This is a genomic window from Alistipes indistinctus YIT 12060 (genome assembly GCF_025144995.1).
Taxonomy (GTDB): domain Bacteria; phylum Bacteroidota; class Bacteroidia; order Bacteroidales; family Rikenellaceae; genus Alistipes_A; species Alistipes_A indistinctus.
In genome coordinates this window covers 1,421,372-1,447,017 of the sequence record NZ_CP102250.1, presented here as the reverse complement: position 1 = coordinate 1,447,017, position 25,646 = coordinate 1,421,372, and the positions used below count along the sequence as shown (strand labels likewise).

Genomic DNA, 25,646 nt, shown 5'->3' with positions numbered 1-25,646 from the left:
TTACGGTAATTTCCGGGATAATGGAGTATCTGCAATATGCAATTGATTTCGTACTGCACATCGACGTGCATATGGCCGAATTGGTCGCGCAGTACGGGATGTGGATTTATGCGATCCTGTTTGTGATTATCTTTTGCGAAACGGGATTGGTCGTGACGCCGTTCCTGCCGGGCGATTCGCTGCTGTTTGTGGCCGGGGCGCTCGCGTCGTTGCCGACCAACCATGTGAACGTGCACCTGATGATCCTGATGCTGATGGCGGCCGCCATACTGGGGGATGCGGCCAATTATACGATCGGACGTTTCTTCGGAGAGCGTTTGTTTCGCAACCCGAACTCCAGAATATTCAAACAAAGCTACCTCGAGAAAACGCACCATTTTTACGAGAAACACGGCGGCAAGACGATCATTCTCGCCCGTTTCGTCCCGATCGTGCGGACGTTTGCGCCGTTCGTTGCCGGAATGGGGCATATGAGTTACCGCCATTTCGCGTCGTACAACATCATCGGCGGCGTAGTGTGGGTGGCGCTTTTTTCGTATGCGGGGTACCTGTTCGGCGGATTGGAAGTGGTGCAGCGCAATCTGAAATTGCTGATCGTTCTTATTATCTTTATTTCACTCGTTCCGATGGCGGTCGAAATTTGGCGCAACAAGCGCAAGGCGAAAAAAACAGGTGCGAAGGCGGGAGAATAAACCGGTATGTGTTCGGTGTATTTTATAAAACAGAAGCGGTCCGGAAAGGCCGCTTCTGTTCTATTGCATTTTTAATGCTGTGGTAGTTGCCGATCCGCCGGTCGAAACGCTTTCCCCCGGATGACCAGCGAGAATCAGCAAGTGCCGGGATGCATCGAACGGGTAATGTCCGTGCTTTCTCAGAGTTTTTCTCCGTAGGCCAGGTCGCCTGCGTCGCCCATTCCGGGCACGATATAAGACTTGACGGTCATTTCGGCATCGAGCGAACCGCACCAGATTTTACAGTTGTTAGCCGAGAGGTGTTTTTTTGCATATTCCACGCCCTCTTCACTGCCGATGACGGTGGCTACGTGCGTGAACTTGGGCATCCCGGCTTTTTCGACCAGCGCGTTGTAGGTCATTACGAGCGACGAACCGGTAGCCAGCATCGGGTCGGCGATAATCAGCGTTTTGCCGGTCAATTCGCAGGTAGAGATGTACTCTACCTTGATGTTGAAGCTGTTGTCCTTGCTGTATTTGCGGTATGCCGAAACGAAAGCGTTCTGCGCATTGTCGAAATAGTTCAGGAATCCCTGGTGAAACGGCAGTCCCGCCCGCAGGATCGTGGCGACCACGATCTCCTCGTCGGGCATCATGATTTCGGCTTCGCCCAGCGGCGTTTCGACCGACCGGGGTTGATACTCGAGCGTTTTGCTGATCTCGTAGGCCATAATCTCGCCTGCCCGTTCCAGGTTCCGGCGGAAGCGCATGCTGTCGCCTTGCACCGTCACGTCGCGCATTTGTGCGATAAAGCGGTTGAGGATCGTGTTCTCCCTGTCCAGTACCGTTACCATCTGTTCTGCCATTGTTCCCAAAATTGTGTTTTCGTTCTCCTTGCCCGCGTTCCCGCAGGGGATTAGTATAAAAAGTTGTTGAACGGGTAGCGTCCCGCATGTATCTCGCGCACCATGCCGTAAAGGTCCTTGCGCAGTTTGTCGATATTGATCCGTTCGCGTGCCGAGATGAAAATGCAGGGCGTATTCGCTTTGGCGATCCAGCTGTTTTTCAACTCGTCGAGCGTCATATTTTCCTTCGTGGCCGGGGTCAGGTCGTCTTCGTCCTTTTGGATGAACGAATAGGCGTCGATTTTGTTGAAAATCAGAAAAACGGGTTTTTCACCGGCCCCGATCTCCTGCAACGTTTCCTTCACCACGGCGATCTGTTCCTCGAAGTTGGGGTGCGAAATGTCGACCACATGCAATAGCAGGTCGGCTTCGCGGACCTCGTCGAGGGTCGATTTGAACGATTCGACCAGCTGATGGGGCAGCTTGCGGATAAATCCGACCGTATCCGAAAGCAAAAACGGCAGGTTGTCCAATACCACCTTGCGAACCGTCGTATCGAGCGTGGCAAAAAGTTTGTTTTCGGCGAAAACCTCGCTTTTCGAGATTAGGTTCATGATCGTCGATTTGCCGACGTTCGTGTAGCCGACCAGTGCGACGCGGACCAACTGGCCCCGGTTGCTGCGCTGCACGGCCATTTGCTTGTCTATCTTCTTGAGCTGCTCTTTCAGGCGGCTGATGCGGTCGCGCACGATACGGCGGTCGGTCTCGATTTCTCGCTCGCCGGCCCCGCCGCGGGTTCCCGTGCCGCCACGCTGCCGTTCGAGGTGTGTCCACATGCCGGTCAGGCGTGGCAGCAGGTATTGGCATTGCGCCAGTTCGACCTGTGTTTTGGCATAGGCCGTAGTAGCCCGTTGTGCGAAAATTTCGAGGATCAGGCTGGTGCGGTCGTATATCTTGCGGGAAAAAACCTTATCGAGGTTGCGGATCTGCGAAGGGCTCAACTCATCGTCGAAAATCACGAAATCCACTTCGTTCTCTTCGACATAGGCAGCGATTTCGGCCAGTTTCCCTTCTCCCACGAAGGTTCGTGAATTAGGGTTGGCCAGCCGCTGTACGAAGCGTTTGAGCGTTCGCACACCGGCTGTTTCGGCCAGAAACTCCAGTTCGTCGAGGTATTCGGTCACCTGCGTTTCGTCCTGCCGGTCGTTCATAACGGCGACCAGTACGGCAGTTTGTCCTCTGCCGTCGGTTGTATTCGTTGTTTTGGTCTCTCCCATAAAGGCTCACAAAAAAGGCGCTTGTGTCAAGCACCCTGCAAAAAATCTGCCCGTTACGGGCGGAACAGGAGGCAGAACACTCCTGTATAGGACAAATGTAGTAAAATTTGGCGAAAACGAGGCGAAATTTTTGGGTTTTGGATTTTTTGCCTATCTTTGTCCTGCATCAAGGGGGATTAGCTCAGTTGGCTAGAGCGCTTGCATGGCATGCAAGAGGTCACCAGTTCGACCCTGGTATTCTCCACTTCGTCTGAGGCTGTTTCGGGAACGGAACAGCCTGTTTTATTTTCCGTTAATTTTCGTGCGATGAAAGTACAGGTGGAAAATTCTTATATTTACACCAAACTTTATTGATTTTGGATTCTTCGGCAGTAAAAGAGTGGCTTTTCGGCAAAACGCTTCCGGAGCTCGAGGCGGTGGCTGCCGCATTGGGGATGCCCCGCTTTGCGGCCGGGCAGATTGCCGGGTGGATATATGCCCGCAGAGTGACCGATATCGCAGCGATGACCAATCTCTCGCTCCGCAACCGCGAACGGCTTTCCGAACGTTATTGTGTGGGATTGTTGCCGGTTGCGGATGTGCAACAGTCGTCCGACGGTACAAAAAAGTACCTGTTTCCGACCCTGCAGCAACGCTATATCGAATCGGCGTACATTCCCGATAAGGACCGCGCGACGTTATGCGTTTCGTCGCAATCGGGCTGCCGTATGGGTTGCCGCTTCTGCATGACGGCCCGGCAGGGATTTGCACATAACCTGACTTCGGGGGAGATACTGAACCAGATTCGGACGATTCCCGAGAGCGGAAAGCTGACGAACGTCGTCTATATGGGGATGGGCGAACCGCTCGATAATCTGGAAAGCGTGCTGAACTCGATCGAGATACTGACCGCTCCGTGGGGTTACGGTTGGAGCCCTTCGCGGATTACGCTTTCGACGATCGGTGTAATCCCGGCCATGCGCGAATTCCTGAACCGGAGCGCCGCACACCTGGCGGTGAGCCTGCATGATCCGATCCCGTCCGAACGGTTGGCGATGATGCCGGTCGAAGGAAAATATCCGATCGGGCAGGTGGTGGCCGAGCTCAAACGGCATGATTTTTCACACCAACGGCGCGTTAGTTTCGAATATATCGTTTTTGCCGGGATCAACGACTCCCCGGCGCATGTTACGGCTCTCGTGCGGTTGCTGTCCGGGTTGAAGTGCCGCATCAACCTGATTCGTTTCCATGCTATTCCCGATGCCCCGATGCAGGGTGCCGACGAGGCGACGATGATCCGTATGCGCGATGCGCTGGCCCGTAAAGGGATTATCACGACCATCCGCGCGTCGCGGGGCGAAGATATCCAGGCGGCTTGCGGCCTGCTGTCGACACGGGAACAGGAGAAACAGGCAGAATAGGTATAATAGTTGTACGGCTGAAACGTTATATAAATATCTTTAAAACCGAAAAATGATGAAAAAGTTTTTGATGGTGGCACTGTTTGCGCTGATGGGGGCGACAGTGCTCAAGGCACAGAATAACGGAGTGAAGTTTATCGAGGATAAGCCGCTGTCCGACGTCCTGGCCCAGGCGGGCAAGGCGAACAAATATGCATTCGTAGATGTTTATGCGACTTGGTGCGGCCCGTGTAAATACATGACGTCACAGGTGTTTCCGCAGGCTGCGGCGGGCGACTATTTCAACAAAACATTCGTCAATGCGAAGTACGATGCCGAAAAGGGCGAAGGTGTAACGGTGGCTAAGACCTACCGGGTGACCGCTTATCCCACCTTCCTGATCCTGAACAGCAAGGGCGAAGAGGTCGGACGCCTTCTTGGCGGGGCCAAGACACCGGAAGATTTTATCGCCCGGGTCAAAGCGGAACTCGAAAATATCGGGAAGTAAACGGGATACCGCTATCGCGGCGGTCATAGCACCGTATCTCTGTTTCCGTCGAGCTTTATCGATAACTGACGGTATTATTGACAAAGGGTTGCTCCATTCATGGGCAACCCTTTAATTTATGGCGGATTTGTATAGTCGTCCGTCTATATAATATTTGCTATAATTCCTGATAATGATGTTTTCTTTGGTCGGGATGAGCGGGTCTTGTGTGCAGAAAGCGGCAGCATGCGAGAAAGGTGGTATGCAAATCCAAAATACCCCGGCCGATGCAGGTTGTACTCCCGTTTGCAGGGGTTACACCAGGTCGATGCCGGCGGCACGGCATTCCGTACGCATCGTTTCGGGCCAGATGCTGCTCTGGATTTCACCGATGTGGGCCTTGCGCAGCAGGTACATGCACAGGCGGGATTGGCCGATACCGCCGCCGATCGAGAGCGGCAGTTCGCCTGCTAGCAGTTTGCTGTGAAAATACAGTTCGCTTTTGTACTCTTGTCCGCGCAGTGATAACTGGCGCCGCAGTGCCGTTTCATCGACGCGGATACCCATACTCGATATCTCGAAGGCATTGCCGAGTACCGGATTCCACAGTAACAGGTCTCCGTTCAGGCCGTTATAGCCTTCCTCGTTCGGAGTGCTCCAGTCGTCGTAGTCGGCTGCCCGGCCGTCGTGCGGTTCGCCGTTCGACAGTTCGCTGCCGATTCCGATTACGAATACCGCACCGTATTCCTTCGCAATGGCATTTTCACGCTCTTTCGGGCTCAGGTCCGGATGTAGGTCGAGTAATTGCTGCGAGTGGATGAAATGAATCTCTTCGGGCAGGAAAGGTTCGATCTGCGGAAATTCGACGTAGAGTTTGTTCTCGGTTACCTTGATCGCCTCGTAAATGCGGCGCACGGTTTTTTTCAGGAACTCCACGTTGCGGTCTTCCGGGGTAATCACCTTCTCCCAGTCCCATTGGTCTACATAGAGCGAGTGGATGTTGTCCAGCTCCTCGTCCGGGCGCAGCGCGTTCATATCCGTGTAGATTCCCCGGCCCGGCTTGATATTCATCTCTCCGAGCTTGAGGCGTTTCCATTTGGCCAGCGAGTGCACTACTTCCGCACGGCGCTCGTCCATGTCCTTGATCGGGAATGCAACGGGCCGTTCGATACCGTTCAGGTCGTCGTTGATGCCGGTCCCGGTGAGCACGACCATCGGCGCCGTCACGCGCAGCAGCGCCAGTTGGGCTGACAGGTTTTCCTGGAACATGTCCTTGACGTGCTTGATCGCTTTTTCGGTATTTTCCGTGCTGCCGAGCAGGTTGCGGTATCCGGCGGGTTTTATTAGTGTCATTTCGATGTTGTTTGTGCGATGCGGAAACGGTGTTGCCGGCTGATATCTCTCCGGCGGATTCCTCCGGGGAAACGGAGGAAAAGTATGGCTCGGAATCTCAGGGCGGTGCGGTAAATCCGGAGACGACTCGAAAGAGTCGTCTCCGGGGATGTTATTTAACCGTAATCAGGAAGTAATTTTTCTTGCCTTTTTGTACCAACAGGTATTTCCCCGAGAGCAGGTCACCGCTCGTTACGACAGCATCGGTGGAGGTCACTTTTTCTTTGTTCAGCGAAACACCGCCGCCCTGAATCAGTTTGCGGGCCTCGCCTTTCGACGGGAAGATCGCAGCCTGCTCGGTGCAGAGGTTGATAAAGCCGATACCTTCGGCGAGTGCCGCTGCGGGAACTTCGAATTGGGGAACGCCCTCGAAAACCTGGAGGAAAGTCTGCTCGTCGATCTTGCGCAAAGCGTCGGCGGTCGCGTTTCCAAAGAGGATGCCCGATGCTTCGACGGCCTTGTCGTACTCCTCCTCGGAGTGAATCATGCAGGTAATCTCTTTGGCGAGCCGCTTCTGCAATTCGCGCAGGTGCGGCGCTTCGCGGTGTGCGGCGATCAGCGAGTCGATCGTCTCTTTGTCGAGCATCGTGAAGATTTTGATGTAGCGCTCGGCGTCTTCGTCGCTGACATTGAGCCAGAACTGGTAGAATTTGTAGGGAGACGTATAGCGCGGATCGAGCCAGACGTTGCCCGATTCGGTTTTACCGAATTTGGTGCCGTCGGCTTTTTTGATCAACGGGCAGGTAAGGCCGAACGCTTCGCCGCCGGTCTTGCGGCGGATCAACTCTGTACCGGTGGTGATGTTGCCCCACTGGTCCGAACCGCCCATTTGCAGCTTGCAGTTTTTGTGCTGGTAGAGGTGCAGGAAGTCTGTGCCTTGCACGAGTTGGTAGGTGAACTCGGTGAACGACATGCCGTCGCCTTCGCCGTTGAAGCGCTTCTTGACGGAGTCTTTCGCCATCATGTAGTTGACGGTGATGCATTTGCCGATGTCCCGGATGAATTCGAGGAACGTAAAGTTTTTCATCCAGTCGTAGTTGTTGACCATCTCCGCGGCATTCGGGGCTTCCGAAGAGAAATCCACCAGGCGGCTCAGCTGCTTCTTGATTCCTTCCTGGTTGCGGTGCAGCGTTTCTTCGTCTAGCAGGTTGCGCTCGAGCGATTTGCCCGACGGATCGCCGATCATACCCGTGGCGCCGCCGACCAGGAAGATCGGTTTGTGTCCGCAGCGCTGGAAGTGCTTCAGGATCATGATGCTGACCAGATGGCCGATGTGTAGCGAGTCGGCTGTCGGGTCGATGCCCACATAGGCGGTTGTCATCTCTTTGGCGAGTTGCTCTTCGGTTCCGGGCATCATATCGTGCAACATGCCCCTCCACTTGAGTTCTTCTACAAAATTCATCGAATGGTTCGGTTGGTTATGGTTGGCGCAGGAGCGATTTTGGTCCGGCGCACGTCAATTCGCACAAAAATAGTCAAATTCCGCCAAACGGCGGTGATTTTACAAAAATTCAGCGACTACGAAAGTGCTGCCGCCGATATAGATCATGTCTTCCGCTCGGGCCAATTCGCGGGCGCGGGCGACTGCGGCGGTTACTGTCGGTGCTGTTTCGCCCTGGAGTCCGTATTCGGCTGCCCGGCGGGCGAGGATGTTCTCATCGAGCGCCCGTTCGATTCCGGCCCGGGTAAAGATATAGTGCGCCTCTTTGGGTAGCAACGGCAGAACTTTGGACAGATCTTTATCGGCGACGAATCCCAACACCATATACAGCTTGTGGAACTGTTGCCGGGCGATCTGTGCCGCAATTTCACGCAATCCGCCTTCATTGTGGCCGGTATCGCATACGGTGAGCGGTGCATGGCCGACGATTTGCCAGCGCCCCAGCAGGCCGGTCGAAGCCGCGGCCGAGGCCATCCCTTTCTGCACGGCTTCGCGCGGAATCTGCAGGCCGCCCGAGCCGTTGAGGACATCGAGTACCGTAAGGGCCGTGAGGATATTCTTACGCTGGTAGTCTCCCAGCAGGTCGGTGCAGAGCGTAAATGTTTCACCGTCGAGCAGGTTCTCGATGGTGAATGGCTGCAGGGCACGGGGTGTCGCAGCAACTTGTCCGCAGGAGTCCTGCGGGAGCGTCTTGCCGGTCGCAAGTGTCTTCGGGCTCCCGGTTATGGGCATCATCTCTCCATTGTCCGCTTGATTTACAATATGGTAGGTTTGATCGGCGAACAGGATCGGTGCACTGCACTCCTTGGCGCGGGCGATGAACGTGAGCTGGCTTTCGATCTGGCTCTCACCGATCACTACCGGAGTCATCTCCTTGATGATTCCGGCCTTTTCACCGGCTATTTTTTCGAGCGTGTCGCCGAGGAATTGCGCATGATCCCAGCTGATATTCGTGATGACGCTGACCAGCGGGCGGATAACGTTCGTCGAGTCGAGCCGTCCGCCCATACCCACTTCGATCACCGCAATGTCTACCCTTTTCCGGGCGAAGTGGTCGAATGCGATAGCGGTCGTAATTTCGAAAAACGACGGCCGGATCCGGTCGATCGCTTTGCGGTGGCTGCTGACGAATGCCACCACCGCTTCTTCGGAGATCATCTCTCCGTTGACGCGAATGCGCTCGCGGAAATCTTTCAGGTGCGGCGACGTGAATAATCCCGTACGGTATCCGGCGGCTTGCAGGACGGCGGCAGTCATGTGCGAGACGGAGCCTTTGCCGTTTGTGCCTGCGACATGGACGCTCCGGAAACGGCGGTGCGGTTCGCCCAGCTCTTTTTCGAGTTCGGTGATGTTGCCGAACCCGGGTTTGTAGGCGTTGCCGCCGATGTGCTGGAAAACGGGAAGCGAATGGTAGAGGAAATGGAGTGTTTCAGCGTAAGTCATTGTTCGGGTAAATCGGGTTTGCAACGCAATTGCGCGGAATAGCGCTGTCGTGTTTATTGATCGGGTAGATGATTGCGGTTAATTCCGCAAGGCTTGCTTCTGTCCGGCAGATTTCAATCGTTCAGGTGGCTGCGTTTGCGTACCCGGTAGGCCATGAAATAGAGCAGCCCGAGCGCAAAAACGTACCACGAGATGCGGCCGATCACGTCGCCGTAGCGGGTGTAAAAAGTCATCCGGTCGTGAAGGCCTACCTGCGAAGTGAGTGCGCCCCGCACATCCCACCCGAGCGTTTCACCTACATCGCCGCGGGCATTGATAAAACCCGAAATGCCCGTGTTCGCACTGCGGGCGATACTGCGGCGCGTTTCGATCGCCCGCAGGCGCGCATATGAGAAGTGTTGCCGGTAGCCCGGCGTGTCGCCCCACCAGCCGTCGTTGGTGATGACGAACATCAACTGGGCGCCGTTGCGGATGAATTCGGTGAAATACTCGCCGTAGATGGATTCGTAGCAGATGGCCACACCGAAACGGGTGCCCTGCGGAGAGGTAAATACTTTGCGTACCGAATCGACACCCAACTGTCCGGTGATGCCGCCCAGATCGACGGTCAGGAAGTCGAGGTGTTTGAAGATGTTGTAATAGGGCATCTTCTCCACCCCGGCTACGAGGATCGACTTGTGGTGGATCCGGACGTTGCTGCTGGAGTCGATAGCCAGCGCGCTGTTGTAAAAGTCATACCAGATTTTACCGTCGGTACGGGCTGTTGCCGATGCGTGTTCATAGTCCGGGTAGCGTTGTGCTGTAGTGGCGCCGCTGATAATCGTAGTGCCGGGATAGGATGTGCGGATCAGTTCTTGGAACTGTCGTACCGAAGGAGCAAGCGATACGAGTTGTTCCCAAGGGGTGTCGTCGATCGCTGTTTCCGGTGCGACGATAAAATCGACGTTATGGGGAGCTCGCGACATCAACTCCAGCATGACAGCGTTCTGCTCGGATTGATCGAGCGTGAATTTTACGTTGTAAGGATCGAAATTGGGTTGGATGACTTCGACCGAAACCTTTTGGTCTGGTTCTTCGCAGCTGTAATAGATTCCCAGCGATACGATGACAGGCAAGAGCACGGCTACAGCGGGTGCGATCCAGCTTTGGAGATGGCGGCGCTGTTTCCATGCCTCGAAAACCAGCAGGTTACAGATCAATACCCAGAGCGAGCCGCCCAAAACGCCGGTGTATTCGTACCATTGCACCAGCTTTACGTCGTGTGCGAATCCGTTGCCGAGCGTCAGCCACGGGAAGGAGATTTCACCGCAGATATAGAGGTATTCGTATGAAATCCAGCCGACGACCAGTAATGTGTAGGCCAATGCGCGGGGGGCACGGCGCCAGACCGCGTGATAGATCATGAATGCCGTGAGGTTCAGTGCCGTGCCGAAAACAACGGCCAATACGGCTCCGATAACGGCGGCTTCACCTACCCACCATGTGGTCGCTCCCCACCACAGGGCGAAGGTCAGTGTGAGGTAAGGCCACAGGCGTGGAGTTCGGCTTAAGGGTTTCACCCGGCTGTTTGTTCTGCGGCCGGCAGCCGGGGCGGAAGCTTCAGCGGCTTTTGTACTCTTCTTCTTGCCTTTTTCCTTCTTGGGATCCTGTCCGGTTCCGGATACCTGGACGGTTTGTCCTGCGTCGGCATCGGCAAGCTCCTGTTGCAGGATCAGCAGCGGCACGAAAGCGACGAGCAGTGTGAGGGCCGGGGCGCCGAGCCATGGAAGCGCGAGCAGAACTGCGCTGCAAAGGGCATATAGTATCCGTTTTGTCATTTTTACGCTTTCCTTTTCGGCAAAGATAGATTATATTTACTATTTTTGTGCTGCATGACGGGAGGCCGGGAGCCGATCCCGTTACTCTTTTTCTGTCGGTATGGAGTTTATAGCACTGTTGAAGGGTATTGTCATCGGGCTGGTCGCATCGATTCCGCTGGGACCTATCGGCGTGATGTGTATCCAGCGTACGCTGAGCAAAAGCCACCGTTCGGGGTTCATCTCCGGGCTGGGGGCCGCCACGGCCGACTCGCTCTTCGCCACTGTAGCGCTCTTTTCGCTGACTGTGGTGATGTCTTTCATCGAAAATTATATTGCGATTATCAAGGCATTGGGCGGCATCTCGGTGATCATCGTCGGCATGGCGATTTTCCTGAAAAACCCCGCTGTGCAGATTCGCCGTAACCGGGCCGGTAAGGGAAGTCTTTGGAGCGATTACCTTTCCCTGTTTTTCATCACGTTGGCCAATCCCGCGTTTATCCTGATTTTCGTTGCTCTGTTTGCCGCATGGGGGATCAGTTACGACGGTATCGGTTTCACTGACGGCATGATTATGATCCTTGGCGTGTTGGGCGGTGCGTCGCTGTGGTGGTTTACACTGACTTTCTGCGTCAGCCTGCTGCGCAAGAAATTCCGTCCGCGTCACCTGTTGTGGATCAACCGCGTCACGGGGGCTGTGATCGTCGTGCTCGGTGCGGTGGCTATTCTCTCTATTTTTATACAAATACAAGTTCCCGTACATGGAGTCCTTCCCCCCCAATAAAAAGAAAATCATTATCGCGGTCGACGGATTCTCGTCGTGCGGCAAGAGTACGTTTGCCCGTGAAGTAGCCGCACGTATCGGCTATATCTTTATCGATACCGGTGCGATGTACCGGGCCGTCACTCTGTTGGGGCTTCGCCGCGGTGCGATCGGTCCGGACGGAGTGGATGAAAAAGCATTGACAGACTTGTTGTCCGAAGCCGATATATCGTTCCGTTTCAATCCGGGGCGGGGCGCCAGCGATATTTACCTGGACGGTGAGAATGTCGAAAGCCGGATTCGCGGCATCGAGGTAAGCAATAGCGTCAGCCGTGTCAGCAGCATCGGCGCCGTACGCGAGAAGCTCGTGCATCTGCAACAGCAGATGGGGAAGCAAAAGGGTGTCGTGATGGATGGCCGCGATATCGGGACAGTGGTATTTCCGAATGCCGAACTGAAAATTTTTATGACAGCCGATCCGGCGATCCGTGCCCAGCGCCGTTATGCCGAACTGACGGGCAAAGGTGAGCAGGTCACGCTTGAAGAGGTGATGCAGAACCTGCTCGAACGCGATCATGCCGACCAGACGCGCGCGATCAGTCCGTTGCGCAAGGCAGATGATGCTATTGTCTTGGACAACAGTTTTATGACGATCGGAGAAGAGCTCGAATGGGCACTGGAGCTGATCGGTAAGCTGACTGCCTGATTTTACTCCGGTGGTGCAGACCGCATCTGTCGGAAGTTTGCTTTTGTCCGGAAGTTTGTCCGGATTCAGGTGGGCAAATCGTGTTGCATATTTTCCCAAATCAATGAAATGAAAATCGAGATCGACGATAAATCGGGTTTTTGCTTCGGTGTGGTGAAAGCGATCACCAAGGCCGAAGAGTCGCTTGCCAGCGGGGAGAAAGTTTATTCGCTCGGCGATATCGTGCACAACCGGGTCGAGGTGCAACGCCTCGAATCCCTGGGGCTTGAGACGGTATCGCATGCCGATTTCCTGCAGCTCATCGGCCGGACCGTGTTGATCCGTGCGCACGGGGAACCGCCTTCGACCTATGAACTGGCACAGCGGCACCGGCTCAAAGTGATCGATGCGACCTGTCCCGTGGTCGCACATTTGCAGAAAGTCGTAGTCGAGGCACACCGCAAGATGCAGGAGTGTGGCGGCCAGGTGGTGATCCTCGGCAAACGGGGCCATGCCGAAGTGGTGGGTTTGACCGGTCAGGTGGCCGGCGATACGCTGGTGGTCGAACGGTTGGAAGACCTCGATACGGTCGATTTCAGCCGACCGGTTTACCTGCTTTCGCAGACGACACAGAGCCTCGAACTGTTCGACCGGATGAAAGAGGAGATTCTCCGGCGTGCGGCCGATCCTGCGAAAATAACCGTGCACGATACCATCTGCCGCCAGGTGTCGAACCGTAATCCTCACCTTCAGGAGTTCGTACGCCGGTTCGATGTGGTCATCTTTGTCTGCGGCAGGAAAAGTTCGAACGGAAAAGTGCTTTACCAGACCTGTCTTGCACACAATCCGCGCAGCTATACTGTCGAGGATGAGACCGAATTACAACCCGCATGGTTCGACAATTGCCGGTCGGTCGGCATCTGCGGTGCGACCTCTACCCCGAAATGGCTGATGCAACGTGTCGCCGAAAACATTGCACGACTGACCGGATCGGTTACTGAATAACCTGTCTGCTTTAAAGGTGTGTCAAAGTGCTCTTTCAGTGTTTGCAACCAAAACTATGAAGTCCGGGAATTTTCTCCGTTCCCGTTATTTTGTTTTTGCCGGGCGGTATCTTCTTACAGCTCTTTTTTTAGATAGACCATATCCTTAAGCGTGATTCCCTCTTCGACGATCGAATGGTGGTAATGGTCGGTGAAAAAATCCGGTATACGGTGCGAGCGGACGAATCCGCACGATTCGTAAAAGGAGAGTGTGCCGGGCGTTTCGCCCGTACCGACGAGCATGGTCCGGTAGTGTCCTCGGTAGTATTGCGAGATGTGGCGTATCAGTGCCCGTGCGTATCCCTGTCTCTGGTATGCGGGCAGTGTGGCGAGGTTCTTCAATTCGCAGGTATCGGATGTCTCTTCGGTTACCACGCAGACGCTTTTGAGACCGCCGTCGTACAGTGCGAACAGTTCGCCCCGGTCAAGGTAAAGGTCGATCATGTTCTCCTGTTCGTCGGCCAGCAGTAGCAGTTCCAGAAAATCTTTTTTCCGTTCGCGGATAATCCTGATCTCGTGGGGCATTGGGGCATGTTTTTCTTTGTAAGGTCGGCAATTGTTTCGTGGGGCAAGATCCCTTTTCGTACGAGGTTACTTGCGCAAGGTAATAAAAAGAGCCGTCCTCCAAGACGGCTCTTTTTATTTATTAAGTACAGGAACTTATCCCAGGTAGGATTTCAGCAGTTTGCTGCGTGTGCTGTGGCGCAAGCGGCGGATTGCCTTTTCCTTGATCTGGCGTACACGCTCACGCGTCAGGCCGAACTTTTCGCCGATCTCCTCGAGGGTCATTTCCGAGCAACCGATACCGAAGAAGTACTTGATGATGTCGCGCTCACGGTCGGTCAGCGTCGATAAAGCGCGATCCACCTCGGTGCTCAACGATTCGTTGATCAGGCCTCGGTCGGCGATCGGAGAGTCGTTGTTGACCAGTACGTCGAGCAGCGAGTTGTCTTCGCCGTCGGCGAACGGTGCGTCTACCGAGACATGGCGGCCCGAAACGCGCAGCGTATCGGTCACTTTTTCCTTCGGAATATCCAGTTCGTTGGCCAGTTCCTCGGGTGACGGCGTGCGCTCGTGTTCCTGTTCGAAGCGGGCGAACGCTTTGTTGATCTTGTTGAGTGATCCCACCTGGTTCAGCGGGAGCCGCACGATACGGCTCTGCTCGGCCAGTGCCTGCAGGATCGATTGGCGAATCCACCATACGGCGTAGGAGATGAATTTGAATCCCCTCGTCTCGTCGAATTTCTCCGCGGCTTTGATCAGACCGAGGTTTCCCTCGTTGATCAGGTCGGGTAGCGACAATCCCTGATTCTGGTACTGCTTGGCCACCGAAACGACGAAGCGCAGGTTCGCGCGGGTCAGTTTCTCGAGTGCCTCTTTGTCCCCTTTTTTGATGCGTTGGGCCAAATCGACCTCTTCCTCGACGGTGATCAAGTCCTCTTTACCGATCTCCTGCAGGTACTTGTCCAGCGAAGCGCTTTCGCGGTTGGTAATCGACTTGGTGATTTTTAGTTGTCTCATGTTATTTTGTAGATTAACCTGTTTCGTTTTCCGCCTCCGGGGAGGATGGCCGCCTCCCCGGAGCATTGCGGGAAAACGGGTTATTTGCCGACGATCGAGTAGCTGACCGCACGGCCGTCGGGGTAAATTCCGTCGATCGATTCGATCTTCGAGGTAATCCGGTTCAGGTCGGTTATGCTGCGTACCGGACGGTCGTTGATCGCGGTGATGATATAGCCGGTGCGGATGCGGGCTTGTGCCAGCACGCCGTCGCCGCTGATGGCTACCACCTGTACGCCTCCGTTAATCTTCAGCTCTTTGCGTGCGCGGTCTGAAATGTCGGCGAATTGTCCGCCCAGCGCATCGATTGCTGCGACGACGTCGCTCTTGACGATTCCTGTGTTACCAGATTTATTACGCAGGACGACCTCCATTTGTTTCACATCCGAACCTCTTTTTATTTTTACCGTGACTTTGTCGTTCGGACGGTGCTTGGCGATCTCTTCGAGCAGCTTCGACGAATTGTCGATGGAGAGTTCCTGAATACCGATGATGACGTCGCCTTTACGGATGCCGGCTGCATGGGCTGCACCTTCCGGATCGACCTCCACCACGTAGACGCCCCCTTTCTCGTTGATACCGGTCTCCTTACCGCGCTGTTCGATGAACGCATCGTTGATCTCCTGGAACGTTACGCCCAGCATGGCCCGCTGTACGACGCCGTACTCTTTCAGGTCGACGACTACTTTTTTGACGATCGAGGTGGGTACGGCGAACGAGTAGCCTGCAAAACTGCCGGTGGGCGATTTGATCACGGTGTTGATACCGACCAGCTCTCCGCGGGTGTTGACCAGTGCGCCGCCGCTGTTGCCGGGGTTGACTGCCGCGTCGGTCTGGATAAACGATTCGATGCGGAACTGGCTCGGGATAATATCCAGGTTACGTGCTTTTGCGCTGATGATGCCTGCCGTTACGGTGCTTTGCAAACCATAGGGGCTGCCGATGGCAAGCACCCATTCGCCGAGGCGCAGCGCATCCGATTCCCCGAACGGAATATTCGGCAGGTCGGTCGCGTCGATTTTCACCAACGCGACGTCCGTGGTCGGGTCGGTGCCGATCACTTTGGCCGTGAAGGTACGGTTGTCGTTGAGCGTTACCTTTACTTCGGAGGCGTCTTCCACCACATGATTGTTCGTGACGATGTATCCGTCGGGACTGATGATGACGCCCGACCCGCCGCCCCGCTGCTGCTGCGGTTGCTGGGGTTGTTCGAAACTGCCCTGCGGGATGCCGAAGAATTCGAAGAACGGATCAAATCCGCCTCCTCCGCCGAAACGGCTGTTACGGCTCGATTTGACCTCTTTGGTTACTTCGATGTTCACGACGCCTTTGACGGCGTTCTCGGCCGCATAGGTCAGGTCGGGATACTTGTCCGCTTCGTATGAGGTGAAATGATTGCCTGCCTGCTCGCCGAATGCGGCGGGGGTATAGGTGCGGGTATCGTTGCTGGCTACTTGGCCTATCGTATAGGCCGTCACGCCTCCGGCCAGCATGGAGGCTGCCACTACCGTTGCAAATAATGTGACCTTTTTCATAATTAGAAATTGTGTTAGAATTGGCAATTAATAAAATAAAAAGGGTCGAAATTGTTTCACGCGTATGTTGGTTAGTCTGTGAATCGTAATTGTAAAACCGGAGTCCGGTTGTGTCAAAAACGTGCGGACCGGACCTTTTGTTGTCGCCGGTCCGCACGCTTTCAGTTCAAACGCAGTTCCGTATTTCAATATTGTATGCGGCGGGGATAAATCCTTTTCATTGAATTTTGTTCCGGGCGCAAGGGTATTCGTTCCCTTTTGCCGGAAATGTTCGGTTGCTTATACTTTGTGGTCGCTTCGGTTATTTCAGTCCGAACTCGGCCCGGATCTTATCGACCGCATCGAGCTTTTCCCAACTGAAGAATTCGACGGCTTTGGTCGTCTCCCTGCCGTTTTCCCATACGGTTACCTCTTCGGTGTAGGGCCGTCCGCCGAAGTGACCGTACGAAGCGGTCGCCTCGAAAATCGGATTGCGAAGCCCGAACCGTTCGACGATTTTGGCCGGGCGCAGGTCGAACAGCTTGCCGATCCGTTCGGCGATCTCCCCTTCGCTGATCGCGAGGTGGTTCGTGCCGTAGGTATCGACATAGATGCTGAGCGGCTGTGCAATGCCGATCGCATACGAAAGCTGGACGAGGATCTCGTCGGCAACGCCTGCGGCGACGAGGTTTTTGGCAATGTGGCGTGCTGCATAGGCGGCGCTGCGGTCCACTTTCGAACTGTCCTTGCCCGAGAAGGCCCCGCCTCCGTGTGCCCCCCGGCCGCCGTACGAATCGACGATGATCTTGCGGCCCGTTACGCCCGTGTCGCCATGGGGACCGCCGATCACGAATTTTCCGGTAGGGTTCACGTGCAGGATATAATCTTCGCCGATCAGTTTACTGAGGCAGTCGCCGGCCCGTTCCAAACGTGCTTTCGTGCGCGGAATCAGGATCGTGCGGACATCTTCTCGGATTTTCGCGCACATGGCCAGTTCCGCCTCTTTCTCGCTGCGGGTGCCGTCGGGCCGGATGAATTCGTCGTGCTGCGTCGAAACGACGATCGTGTGGACCCGTTTGGGCTGTTTGTCGTCGCCGTACTCGATCGTCACCTGGCTTTTCGAGTCGGGACGCAGATAGGTCATCTCTTTGCCTTCGCGCCGGATGACGGCCAGTTCTTTTAGGATGACCTGTGCGAGGATCAGCGAGGCGGGCATGAACTCTTTGGTTTCGGAGCAGGCATAACCGAACATGATACCCTGGTCTCCCGCTCCCTGCTCCTCTTCGGTCTCGCGCACAACGCCCTGGTTGATGTCGGGCGACTGTTCGTGGATCGCCGAGAGGATGCCGCATGAATTCGCGTCGAACATGTAGTCGCTTTTGGTGTAGCCGATCCGCTGGATGACACGGCGCGCTACGGCTTGTACATCGACATAGGCTTCCGAGCGCACTTCGCCGGCCACGACGACCAAACCCGTCGTGCAAAGCGTTTCGCAGGCCACTTTCGATTGGTTGTCGTGGCGCAGGAATTCGTCTAGAATGGCGTCGGAAATCTGGTCCGACACCTTGTCGGGGTGTCCTTCGGACACCGCTTCAGAAGTAAATAAATATCCCATTTTTATAAATTTTTACTGCCTGCGGCCGGCCGACTAACGTCCTGCAAGGCGTGCCGGAAACTATATTTTCGGCAGGAAGCATACGGTACCGGCGGCCATGCCGGCAAAATCAATAAAACGGGAAAAACTTAGCTGTTGGGGAAAACCAAATACTAGAATTACAATTTTAGCATTTTTTCGAGTGGTTGCAAGCGGCCAAATCTTTCCACACTGTCTTAAACGTTCCGTTGCGGGAAATCGTTTGTACAAAGGTACGAAAAAATCGGCATATTTTGAAAAATATTCAAATCCGGAGTGGAAAACTCCATGCTCCATGCCGTTGCCGGGGAAATGAAACAGGGAGGTTCTCCTTTTCCTCCCTGCCTCATTTAGTATGTTAGACTTTCAGTTATTTCGGTTGCGGTTTCCGCCCGACGATGAAAGTGCTTTTGACCGCCGGAAGCGTCAGGTCGAACCGGGTATAATCCTTGCCGTCGCGTGAGACGGTTTCTGCGGGAACAGCCGCTACCTTTCCGGTATAGGGGTTCCAGGCTTCGAGTGTCAGGCATCCCTCCAGTTCGACCGGGGTGGTTAAGTTGTCGTCGGTCGAGTTCGAGAAGAAGTAGATATCCTTGCCGTCGCGTTGTTTGTGGATGTAGTTGAATACGCCGTTCCCGCTGTGATGGGATGTCGTGTCGACAATGTTTACATCCGGGGCGATACCCAGCCTGTCCAAAGCGTTTGCGAGGGTGCCCGCATTAGGATCGGGGACAAAAAGGGCCATCCCGCCGCGCGCATTGGTTCGCAGCTGTCCGTCGTCCTGCTGCTTTTTCGGTCCGAAAATTTCCGCGATCAGGTTATCTATTTCGGCGTCACGGCCAAATTCGGCCGATTTGGTGGGGAGCGCCGTCGTGGCGAGGATCTTTCCGCCTCCGTCGTAATAGGCTTTGACCTTTTTCAGCGTTTCGGCCGAAAGAACTTTCCCGCCCGGAATGATCAGCAGGTCGTACTCCTGGTGGTTGACCCTGTTGTGCAATACCAGATTTCCGTTGTTTCCGGTAATCCGTCCGTCCACCAGCGATTCGGGATGGATGAAGGTGAAATCGCGGTGCAGGCGGTTCGTCAGCAGCGAGCCTACCGCCTGGAAGTCAGCTTCGGCCGGGACGTATTCGCCCCAGGGACGATAAACGGCAATGTCGAATTTGTGGTGTCCCTGCAACGAGGTGATCGGGTAGAGCAGTGCGATCTTCGATACGCGGCGGCCGCCTTGCAGCATGTAGCAGCTGCGGGCCACGAAATCGCTGTATTGGGGCAGCGTCGCAGCGAGAGCCGGGTTGTAGGACGAGATTACGGGTGGAATGTAGACCTTTTCGGGACGATTGTCGTACCACATGCCGTGCGGAATCAGGAAGTTGATTCCCCGCGAGAACATGTCCATCGCCACCCGGTAGAGCATCAGCGAATCCATGTCGGCCTTGAACGCACCGTTCACCTCGGCGCCTACCATCGGACGGTCGTAGAGGTCGGCGGCCGAGCTGATCTGCTTGTGCCCGTCCCGGCCGTAACCGTAGTAGAAGATGTAATCGGCCAGCGGAATTTGTGAATGACGGTAGAATTTGAGGATGTCGCCGTGCAGCTCGGTCGTGTTTTTCGTGTAATTTCCGGGCGGGTGGCCGATGCTGCTTACATTATGATCGGCGCACCAATCGGCCACCAGGCGCGGATAGCCCTCGGCCATCAGTTCCGAACGGATCGTATGGAACGCCACGCGTGCCGCTTCGGTTTCCGGGCCGATGTCGTAAAAGAGCGCGGGGTAATACAGCGCCGCATTCTTGCCATAGCTCTTCTCGAATATTTCGGTAATCGCGGGTGTCCAGGTCTTCTCCATGCCGTTGAACCCGATGTCGTCGTAAAAGACACGCTTGACGGTATTGCCCATGTATTTGCCGTAGCGTTTGCCGTATTCGTCGTAATTCATCCGGATGAACTTGCGGACGGCCGTCGTGTCCATGTAGTCGACCTGCGGGCGGACGTTGTACCGGCAGCAGAAAAACATGACCCGCCAGGCGCCGGGCGGCACCTCCCACGTTACTTTTCCGTCACGGATATGGTCCCTGAGATCGATCATCTCGTACGTGTTGATGTTCATCGCCGTGGTAGCCATCAGCAGTTTTTCCGTGCTGTCGGGCAGGATCTGCGTGAAGGTCGCGGGGCCGGTAATGACATATTCGTCCTTCTCGAGGAGCTTGCGCGTGTCGCGCGGATATTGGGCCTGCAGTCGTCCGCCGGCTGTACCGCTCGGGAAATCGATGTCGTCGTAAATGATCAATTCCATGCCGTTGCGGTGCATCGTTTCGATCATATCGTCGTATCGCTCGAAATAGGCGTCGGTCAGGTACTCGGGCCGTGTACCCGAGACCGGCAGCACGGCAATGCCTCCGAATCCGGCTTCGCGTTTGGCCCGGTTGATTTGCTTGACGATCGTGTCGCGCGTGAGCGTGCCGTTCAGGTGCCAGAACGGCATCGGCCGGTATTCGTTGGCCGGGCGGCGAAAGGCGGCCGCGTCTTTGTCAGTGGGTTTCGCTGCGGTCCCCAGCAGCAGGATCAGGGCGAAAAAAGGGAACAGACGTTTCATGGGAGAGGTTGAAGGTTCGATTAAAGATTTTATTAAAGCTGTTTAAGTCAATAAGGGAATGATTCAGTGTTGTTGCCATCGCCGGCCAGCGTTATTTGTCCGATTTTGTAGCGCTTGTGTCCGTCGCAGCCTTCGTAGGGCAGTTCGTAAAGCGGGGTCCCGTCGCGACGGCCCACCGATACATACAGGTCGTATGTGCCCGGCGCGCAGGCGCGGAAGAAACAGTGGCCTCGTTCCGTAAACCGGGGGGCGATCGTGAAAGTCGAAGCCAGTGCCAGCGTTGAGGCCTGTTCGGGCGCTGCTACCGGCAGAGTGCCGACATCGAGCGAGTCGTCGACCAGCACTGAAACGATACCGCCCCGTGCGTCTTTCAGTGTGAAACAGGGGAAGCCCCCTTTGTAACACGGTGCTACGCCGGCGTTACTCCAGGCCGATTCTATTGTGAACGCTTCTCCGAGCGCCACTTTTTGCGGCCAGGAAGCATTGTCCATCCGGAGCCGGTAGCCGATGCGGCGGTTGATCCGGTCGATCGCCTCCCGGCATTCGGCCAACTCTTCGCGCGGCCACCAGTGGATCGACATGTAGGAGGCGTGGTAGGCTTCGACCGATTCGACGAGCAGTTCGGAATCCCAGTTGCCGCGCTTTTTCGACAGGCCGTAATGTTCGTGTTCGAGCACGACCGGCATCGCGGGCCAGAAAAGTTGTGCCATCTCGTCGTGGTACCACTGTTCCGGCGCTTTCGAGACGAGGATACTGTCGTCGCGCATCGTGACGCCCTTCGAAAAGGCGTAGTCCATGATCGGAAACCGTTTGCCGCGCAGGAACGGCCCGGCATAGTCGTCGGAGATGGCAAGCTGTGTTTTCGTGAAATGGCGGCAGTAGAGATCGATCATCTTTTTCTGCGTTTCGATGCTCCAGGAGTGTCCATGCTTGGGCGTCGTGGCGACCGAATGGCCTTCGCCCCACATCCCCATGTGCCCGATGTCTACGAATGCGACATTCGGATTGCCGTTGTAACGCTCGGCCATTGCACGCACGAAGTTTTCGACTTTTTCCAGGAAAACGGGATCGTCGTAATCGGGTTCGTAGGCCCAACCCGCGGCATCGTATCCTTTGGCCCCGGCATCGAACACCCATTGCGGGGTGGCTTTGTACATCCACGACTCGAGCGCCGAAATGCGGAACGACACCTGCATTCCCTTGTCGATCCATCGTTGTGCGGGCGTGTCGAGGGTTTCCCAGATGAAATGTCCCTCTTCGGGCTCGACGAAAGCCCACGGAATGCGCAGGTAAGCGCCGCCCAGGCCCGGGAAATCGTCGAGCGTATCGGACGGGGCCAGTTTGGAGCCGTAATTTTCGAGTTGGTTCGAATAGAAGTGCATCGTCCAGCCCATATTCGGATTGCAGAGCGCACGTCCATGGTCGCTCATCGCGGCGTACAGGCGTTCCCCCGAAGCTGTGACAGCGGCACTCGTGCTGTTCCCGGAATGGGTTGCGGGATCGGTTGAAGGTGTTTCCGAAAGGGGCGAAGCAAAAGTATTTGCCCGAAGGTATGGAGCTGAAACGAGCCCTGCGGTAATCCAGCCCAATTTACCGAGGAAAGATCGTCGGTTACATTTTTTCATGTGGGGTAGAGTTTAGGGATGAGGGCTAAGGTAATACTTTTTGCGGAAAAAGCCGCCCTTGCGGGGCGGCTTTCCAATTAAATTAAACAGTATGTGTGACGGATACTATTTGCGCTTTTCCTTGAATTTTTCGATTTGCTTTTTGATAGCGTCGATGCATAAGTCTACCGACTCTTCAAAACTCTTGCTGCGCCGATCGGCTACCAACTCGCCGCCGGCTACGTTCAATTTGACGATAGCCACCTTGTTGCCCACCTCGTCGTCCTTATCTATTTTCAGCGTCACGTCAGCAGAGAGGATGTTGTCGGCGAACCGCCCGATCTTCGAGAGTTTGAGTTGGATGAAATCGACAAGTTTCTGGTCGGCGTCGAACTTTACGGATTGGATTTTCACGTTCATAGTTTGTCCTCCTTATTTTTTATGTTTCCGGCCCTGGGATGGGCCTTGTTATACACTTGTTTAAGTTGTTCTATACTGTTGTGTGTGTATATTTGCGTTGCTCCCAACGACGAGTGCCCCAGCAGTTCCTGGATCGTCCGGATGTCGGCCCCGCTGTTGAGCAGGTGCGTGGCGAAAGTGTGCCTCAGGACGTGCGGGCTGCTTTTGCCTTGTACCCCCGCTTCGCGCAGCAGCGTGTGGACGATCCGGTACACTTCGCTGCGGCTTATGGGGTTTCCTTGTTGAGATAAAAATAGGTAATTTATCCCGCTTTCACAAATGTTTTCGGCCCGTAAGAGTTCCAAATAGTGGACAATTTTGGCCGAAACAGCTTCGATGACCGGCACGACCCGTTCCTTGTCCCCTTTGCCCCGCACTTTCAGCAGCGAATAACGGTCCGAGAAATCTTCCAGCTTTATGTTAATCAATTCTGCAAGACGTATGCCAGTCGCATAAAAAAGCAGCACGATCAGAGCATCGCGTTCGGTGAGAAAATCATCCGTCGGGGCGACGATCGATTGCAGGATGCCTTGCATGCGGCTCTCCTCGACGAACGAAGGAAGCCTTTGCGGGGTTTTCAGGGCACTGATCCGGACGAAAGGGTCACCCGCGACAATTCCTTTTTTGCGCAGGTAGCGGTACAAAGATTTGACCGAAGAGATTTTGCGGTTTACGCTCCGGGCGCTGAGATTTTTGGTCCCGGTCAGGTGCATGATCCAGCCGCGCAGGTCATTGCCCTCGGAGAGCGTGGGGTCGAACGAGCGGAGGATGTCCGCCTCCTCTTCGGGAGTAGGGGGGGCGGTAACCCCACAGCAAAAAAGAACGAACTGACGGATGTCGTCGCCATAGGCGCGTACCGTCAGTTCGGAATATCGTTTCTCTGAGCGCAGATATGTCAGGAATCCCTCGATCATAACTCAAAGATAGCCTTTTATTTTAAAGAGAACCTCTCTTAAGGCCGGTGTCGTGACCCGCAAAGCGGGGCTTTGGAACCTTGCAGTTCAGAAGGGAGGCTACTCTTCTTCGCGCTGCAACTGCTCGACGTAAATCGCGTGCAGCTTGTTGACACGGTTTACGACAGAGGGTTTGGTGAAGTACTGGCGGCGGCGCAGTTCCTTCAGGACACCGGTTTTCTCGTATTTGCGTTTGAATTTTTTGAGGGCTCTTTCGATGTTTTCACCCTCTTTGATCGGCATGATAATCATGGTCTGTAAATTTTTTGCCTAAGGCAGTTTAAAATTCGGTTTTCTATGGATCGTTCGGGGCTAATGCGTCCCGAAGCAGAGATACGGTTCCAGCCGTTCGGCCTCTTCCGCTGATAAAATATGTTGCTCTATCAAATCTCCGGTGTCGCTCCAACCTCCTTTCAATTGCCTGAACTTCAGGATTCTGTTTAATGCCTTGGGCGGTAAATAAGGGTGACCCTGCATCCGCTTCGGGGACGCAAAGTTAATATCAATTTTTTGAATTTTGCTACAATCGACGAAAATTTGTTGCAAAATCATCTGGTAGTTCCGGTCGGTCATACCCGTAACCTCCTGTAACTGGCTGACCGAGGCGAATCCGCCCAGTGCGTTTCGGTAGCGGATGATGCGTCCGGCCGTGAGTGGACCGATGCCGCGGATGGAGACCAGAGCGGCGGAATCGGCGCTGTTCAGTTCTATCGGGCCTGCGTGCCGGGATTGTTCGTCTCGCTTGTCCCGGAGAGGCGTTGGTGAAGCATCTGGATTACTGCCTGCCGGTATCGGTACGGGAGCGGTGTCCGGCCGGGGCGAAGACCGGTTCGTATCGGGTGCGGTGTCTGTTTCCGGTTTGTTTTCCTGCCTGTTGCCGGCGCGAACCGTATGCGGATTCTGCTCGACGGCAGAGTAGGTCTGATCGATGCGTATGTACGGGGCCAGTTCTGCGAATTTCTCGGTGGAGACGGTGTAGCAGCGCGCGAAATCCTCTTTGTGGCGGAAAACAGCGCCGGCATCGCGGTAATTCAGAATTACCCGGGCCTGTTTTGGCGAGAAGCCGAGCCGGATGAGCTGTTCCAGGGTTGCCGTGTTGGGATCGAAAGTGAAAAGCGAGTCGCGCCGGGGTTCCCGGCTTTTGCCGGATTGGGGCGATTTGCCGGATGAAAAAAACTTTTCGGCGAAATTATCTGAAATTCCTGTATGTATGTTTGCCTGCACCGAATCGAGTACGCGGTCGCTGTAGAGCGTGAAACTCTTTTCGAAACGGGGCTTTCCCAGGCGAGCGAACAACAGGCAAAGTGCCACGAGCAGGGGTAATAACAACAAAACCCGCTTTCGTTCCCTGCGCGAAAACGAGAACAGGGAACGAAGCAGGTCTTGGATGCGTGAGCGTAACACGGGTTTGCAGCTCTATGGTATAAAGAACAGTGCATCTGACCCAGTTCCACATTCAATACGATTTTACTCATATCAAATCATGCAGTCATTACAACAGTGCATTTGGGGGACGCACTGCTCAGGTAAAGACATGGCAATTTTGTCACCACAATGAAGCGGTGAAAGATTTGATATGGGATTTATGTCGTAAAGAATGTGGATTACAAATATAAGTAAATAAATAGCGAAACCGCGACTTATTCCCTTTCGCGGATCGAATTTTTATAGGAGGGCGGTACGGTACGTTGGGTTGCAGGGATTACTCCTCTTCGTCCGAATAGGAGAGATCGCCCATCAGCGCATCGATCTCCCGCCGTTCACGTTTGGTGGGACGCCCCATACCACGGTCGCGCTGGACGAAGATGGTTTCACGCGGCACGTTCAGTTTATTTAGCTCTTCCGGAGGCGTGATGTCCTCCATGTATTCCGGGACGTTTTTGGCGCCTTGGCGGCTCGATACGAGGGCAAGGACGCGAAACGAGTAGGTGACGAGTGTTTTGCGGACGGTCACGGTGTCTCCGGGCTTGATCTCGCGCGAAGGCTTGGTGTAGCTGCCGTTCAGCGTCACGCGGTTGGTACGGCAGGCCTCGGCCGCGTCGCTGCGCGTCTTAAAGATGCGCACGGCCCAAAGCCATTTGTCTATCCTGACCGAATCGTCCATA

At 55.0% G+C, this 25,646-nt stretch carries 24 protein-coding genes and 1 tRNA gene; 7 read left to right on the top strand and 18 right to left on the bottom strand.

Annotation, left to right across the window (positions count from 1 at the left end):
- The first annotated feature begins 29 nt into the window (after positions 1–29).
- On the top strand, positions 30–692 hold the full coding sequence (locus NQ495_RS06175; RefSeq protein WP_198004411.1) for a DedA family protein: 663 nt from the start codon (positions 30–32) through the stop codon (positions 690–692).
- Between the two features lie 179 nt (positions 693–871).
- On the opposite strand, the gene upp is transcribed toward NQ495_RS06175, so the two are convergent.
- Together upp and hflX are read right to left on the bottom strand one after the other, a co-directional pair.
- Positions 872–1,525, bottom strand: coding sequence for a uracil phosphoribosyltransferase (gene upp / locus NQ495_RS06170; protein WP_009133826.1), 654 nt, complete (start codon positions 1,523–1,525; stop codon positions 872–874).
- 62 nt (positions 1,526–1,587) lie between these two features.
- Positions 1,588–2,793, bottom strand: a complete 1,206-nt coding sequence (gene hflX, locus NQ495_RS06165) for a GTPase HflX (protein ID WP_009133827.1) — start codon at positions 2,791–2,793, stop codon at positions 1,588–1,590.
- Between the two features lie 170 nt (positions 2,794–2,963).
- Here hflX and NQ495_RS06160 point away from each other — a divergent pair.
- The 3 genes from NQ495_RS06160 (at position 2,964) to NQ495_RS06150 (ending at position 4,680) form a co-directional block, all read left to right on the top strand.
- Positions 2,964–3,037 (top strand) — tRNA-Ala (locus NQ495_RS06160).
- A gap of 112 nt (positions 3,038–3,149) precedes the next feature.
- On the top strand, positions 3,150–4,193 hold the full coding sequence (rlmN, locus tag NQ495_RS06155; protein WP_009133828.1) for a 23S rRNA (adenine(2503)-C(2))-methyltransferase RlmN: 1,044 nt from the start codon (positions 3,150–3,152) through the stop codon (positions 4,191–4,193).
- 52 nt (positions 4,194–4,245) lie between these two features.
- Positions 4,246–4,680, top strand: coding sequence for a thioredoxin family protein (locus tag NQ495_RS06150; protein ID WP_259800908.1), 435 nt, complete (start codon positions 4,246–4,248; stop codon positions 4,678–4,680).
- Positions 4,681–4,974: 294 nt separating this feature from the next.
- Here NQ495_RS06150 and asnA read toward each other — a convergent pair whose 3' ends face one another.
- From asnA to lnt, 4 genes are all read right to left on the bottom strand, one after another.
- On the bottom strand, positions 4,975–6,012 hold the full coding sequence (gene asnA, locus NQ495_RS06145) for an aspartate--ammonia ligase (protein ID WP_009133830.1): 1,038 nt from the start codon (positions 6,010–6,012) through the stop codon (positions 4,975–4,977).
- 151 nt (positions 6,013–6,163) lie between these two features.
- Positions 6,164–7,453, bottom strand: coding sequence for a tyrosine--tRNA ligase (tyrS, locus tag NQ495_RS06140; RefSeq protein WP_009133831.1), 1,290 nt, complete (start codon positions 7,451–7,453; stop codon positions 6,164–6,166).
- 99 nt (positions 7,454–7,552) lie between these two features.
- A complete protein-coding gene (locus NQ495_RS06135; protein ID WP_009133832.1) occupies positions 7,553–8,935 on the bottom strand; it encodes a bifunctional folylpolyglutamate synthase/dihydrofolate synthase in 1,383 nt (460 codons plus the stop codon).
- Between the two features lie 113 nt (positions 8,936–9,048).
- Positions 9,049–10,752 carry an apolipoprotein N-acyltransferase gene (gene lnt / locus NQ495_RS06130; RefSeq protein ID WP_009133833.1) on the bottom strand — a complete coding sequence of 568 codons (1,704 nt, stop codon included), beginning with the start codon at positions 10,750–10,752 and terminating at the stop codon, positions 9,049–9,051.
- A 100-nt stretch (positions 10,753–10,852) separates the two neighbouring features.
- Between lnt and NQ495_RS06125 the strand changes: the two genes are divergently transcribed.
- The 3 genes from NQ495_RS06125 (at position 10,853) to NQ495_RS06115 (ending at position 13,184) form a co-directional block, all read left to right on the top strand.
- Positions 10,853–11,515, top strand: coding sequence for a LysE family translocator (locus NQ495_RS06125; RefSeq protein WP_009133834.1), 663 nt, complete (start codon positions 10,853–10,855; stop codon positions 11,513–11,515).
- Positions 11,493–12,200, top strand: coding sequence for a (d)CMP kinase (gene cmk / locus NQ495_RS06120; protein WP_009133835.1), 708 nt, complete (start codon positions 11,493–11,495; stop codon positions 12,198–12,200). The genes NQ495_RS06125 and cmk overlap by 23 nt, the downstream gene beginning before the upstream one ends.
- A 108-nt stretch (positions 12,201–12,308) precedes the next feature.
- Positions 12,309–13,184 (top strand): 4-hydroxy-3-methylbut-2-enyl diphosphate reductase, encoded by an 876-nt coding sequence (locus tag NQ495_RS06115; protein ID WP_009133836.1) that lies wholly within the window; start codon positions 12,309–12,311, stop codon positions 13,182–13,184.
- A gap of 113 nt (positions 13,185–13,297) precedes the next feature.
- Here the strand turns inward: NQ495_RS06115 and NQ495_RS06110 are convergent, their stop codons facing one another.
- The 12 genes from NQ495_RS06110 to NQ495_RS06055 form a co-directional block, all read right to left on the bottom strand.
- Positions 13,298–13,747, bottom strand: a complete 450-nt coding sequence (locus NQ495_RS06110) for a GNAT family N-acetyltransferase (protein WP_009133837.1) — start codon at positions 13,745–13,747, stop codon at positions 13,298–13,300.
- Positions 13,748–13,882: 135 nt separating this feature from the next.
- Positions 13,883–14,743, bottom strand: coding sequence for a sigma-70 family RNA polymerase sigma factor (locus NQ495_RS06105; RefSeq protein ID WP_040294192.1), 861 nt, complete (start codon positions 14,741–14,743; stop codon positions 13,883–13,885).
- An 80-nt stretch (positions 14,744–14,823) separates the two neighbouring features.
- The gene (locus tag NQ495_RS06100; RefSeq protein ID WP_009133839.1) at positions 14,824–16,317 is read right to left on the bottom strand and encodes a trypsin-like peptidase domain-containing protein; all 1,494 of its coding nucleotides are present in this window, start codon (positions 16,315–16,317) and stop codon (positions 14,824–14,826) included.
- 301 nt (positions 16,318–16,618) lie between these two features.
- On the bottom strand, positions 16,619–17,911 hold the full coding sequence (metK, locus tag NQ495_RS06095; protein WP_009133840.1) for a methionine adenosyltransferase: 1,293 nt from the start codon (positions 17,909–17,911) through the stop codon (positions 16,619–16,621).
- Positions 17,912–17,971: 60 nt separating this feature from the next.
- On the bottom strand, positions 17,972–18,226 hold the full coding sequence (locus NQ495_RS06090; RefSeq protein ID WP_259800898.1) for a hypothetical protein: 255 nt from the start codon (positions 18,224–18,226) through the stop codon (positions 17,972–17,974).
- 73 nt (positions 18,227–18,299) lie between these two features.
- Positions 18,300–20,525, bottom strand: a complete 2,226-nt coding sequence (locus NQ495_RS06085) for a glycosyl hydrolase (protein ID WP_009133841.1) — start codon at positions 20,523–20,525, stop codon at positions 18,300–18,302.
- A 47-nt stretch (positions 20,526–20,572) separates the two neighbouring features.
- Positions 20,573–22,150, bottom strand: coding sequence for a DUF4832 domain-containing protein (locus NQ495_RS06080; protein WP_009133842.1), 1,578 nt, complete (start codon positions 22,148–22,150; stop codon positions 20,573–20,575).
- A gap of 105 nt (positions 22,151–22,255) precedes the next feature.
- Positions 22,256–22,549, bottom strand: a complete 294-nt coding sequence (gene hpf, locus NQ495_RS06075; RefSeq protein ID WP_009133843.1) for a ribosome hibernation-promoting factor, HPF/YfiA family — start codon at positions 22,547–22,549, stop codon at positions 22,256–22,258.
- The gene (locus tag NQ495_RS06070; protein WP_009133844.1) at positions 22,546–23,502 is read right to left on the bottom strand and encodes a tyrosine-type recombinase/integrase; all 957 of its coding nucleotides are present in this window, start codon (positions 23,500–23,502) and stop codon (positions 22,546–22,548) included. The genes hpf and NQ495_RS06070 overlap by 4 nt, the downstream gene beginning before the upstream one ends.
- A gap of 99 nt (positions 23,503–23,601) precedes the next feature.
- Positions 23,602–23,793 (bottom strand): 30S ribosomal protein S21, encoded by a 192-nt coding sequence (gene rpsU, locus NQ495_RS06065; protein ID WP_009133845.1) that lies wholly within the window; start codon positions 23,791–23,793, stop codon positions 23,602–23,604.
- A 60-nt stretch (positions 23,794–23,853) separates the two neighbouring features.
- On the bottom strand, positions 23,854–24,945 hold the full coding sequence (locus NQ495_RS06060; RefSeq protein WP_009133846.1) for a ComEA family DNA-binding protein: 1,092 nt from the start codon (positions 24,943–24,945) through the stop codon (positions 23,854–23,856).
- A gap of 298 nt (positions 24,946–25,243) precedes the next feature.
- Entirely contained in the window at positions 25,244–25,645 is a 402-nt protein-coding gene (locus NQ495_RS06055; RefSeq protein WP_009133847.1) for an RNA-binding S4 domain-containing protein, read from the bottom strand.
- Position 25,646 lies beyond the last annotated feature (1 nt).

What these genes read in the sequence shown, in the direction of transcription:
- upp (WP_009133826.1), bottom strand. Translation starts at nt 1,525, where the DNA reads ATGGTAACGGTACTGGACAGGGAGAACACGATCCTCAACCGCTTTATC.
- hflX (WP_009133827.1), bottom strand. Translation starts at nt 2,793, where the DNA reads ATGGGAGAGACCAAAACAACGAATACAACCGACGGCAGAGGACAAACT.
- NQ495_RS06150 (WP_259800908.1), top strand. Translation starts at nt 4,246, where the DNA reads ATGATGAAAAAGTTTTTGATGGTGGCACTGTTTGCGCTGATGGGGGCG.
- asnA (WP_009133830.1), bottom strand. Translation starts at nt 6,012, where the DNA reads ATGACACTAATAAAACCCGCCGGATACCGCAACCTGCTCGGCAGCACG.
- tyrS (WP_009133831.1), bottom strand. Translation starts at nt 7,453, where the DNA reads ATGAATTTTGTAGAAGAACTCAAGTGGAGGGGCATGTTGCACGATATG.
- NQ495_RS06135 (WP_009133832.1), bottom strand. Translation starts at nt 8,935, where the DNA reads ATGACTTACGCTGAAACACTCCATTTCCTCTACCATTCGCTTCCCGTT.
- lnt (WP_009133833.1), bottom strand. Translation starts at nt 10,752, where the DNA reads ATGACAAAACGGATACTATATGCCCTTTGCAGCGCAGTTCTGCTCGCG.
- NQ495_RS06125 (WP_009133834.1), top strand. Translation starts at nt 10,853, where the DNA reads ATGGAGTTTATAGCACTGTTGAAGGGTATTGTCATCGGGCTGGTCGCA.
- cmk (WP_009133835.1), top strand. Translation starts at nt 11,493, where the DNA reads ATGGAGTCCTTCCCCCCCAATAAAAAGAAAATCATTATCGCGGTCGAC.
- NQ495_RS06115 (WP_009133836.1), top strand. Translation starts at nt 12,309, where the DNA reads ATGAAAATCGAGATCGACGATAAATCGGGTTTTTGCTTCGGTGTGGTG.
- NQ495_RS06110 (WP_009133837.1), bottom strand. Translation starts at nt 13,747, where the DNA reads ATGCCCCACGAGATCAGGATTATCCGCGAACGGAAAAAAGATTTTCTG.
- NQ495_RS06105 (WP_040294192.1), bottom strand. Translation starts at nt 14,743, where the DNA reads ATGAGACAACTAAAAATCACCAAGTCGATTACCAACCGCGAAAGCGCT.
- NQ495_RS06100 (WP_009133839.1), bottom strand. Translation starts at nt 16,317, where the DNA reads ATGAAAAAGGTCACATTATTTGCAACGGTAGTGGCAGCCTCCATGCTG.
- metK (WP_009133840.1), bottom strand. Translation starts at nt 17,911, where the DNA reads ATGGGATATTTATTTACTTCTGAAGCGGTGTCCGAAGGACACCCCGAC.
- NQ495_RS06090 (WP_259800898.1), bottom strand. Translation starts at nt 18,226, where the DNA reads ATGGAGCATGGAGTTTTCCACTCCGGATTTGAATATTTTTCAAAATAT.
- NQ495_RS06085 (WP_009133841.1), bottom strand. Translation starts at nt 20,525, where the DNA reads ATGAAACGTCTGTTCCCTTTTTTCGCCCTGATCCTGCTGCTGGGGACC.
- NQ495_RS06080 (WP_009133842.1), bottom strand. Translation starts at nt 22,150, where the DNA reads ATGAAAAAATGTAACCGACGATCTTTCCTCGGTAAATTGGGCTGGATT.
- hpf (WP_009133843.1), bottom strand. Translation starts at nt 22,549, where the DNA reads ATGAACGTGAAAATCCAATCCGTAAAGTTCGACGCCGACCAGAAACTT.
- NQ495_RS06070 (WP_009133844.1), bottom strand. Translation starts at nt 23,502, where the DNA reads ATGATCGAGGGATTCCTGACATATCTGCGCTCAGAGAAACGATATTCC.
- rpsU (WP_009133845.1), bottom strand. Translation starts at nt 23,793, where the DNA reads ATGATTATCATGCCGATCAAAGAGGGTGAAAACATCGAAAGAGCCCTC.
- NQ495_RS06055 (WP_009133847.1), bottom strand. Translation starts at nt 25,645, where the DNA reads ATGGACGATTCGGTCAGGATAGACAAATGGCTTTGGGCCGTGCGCATC.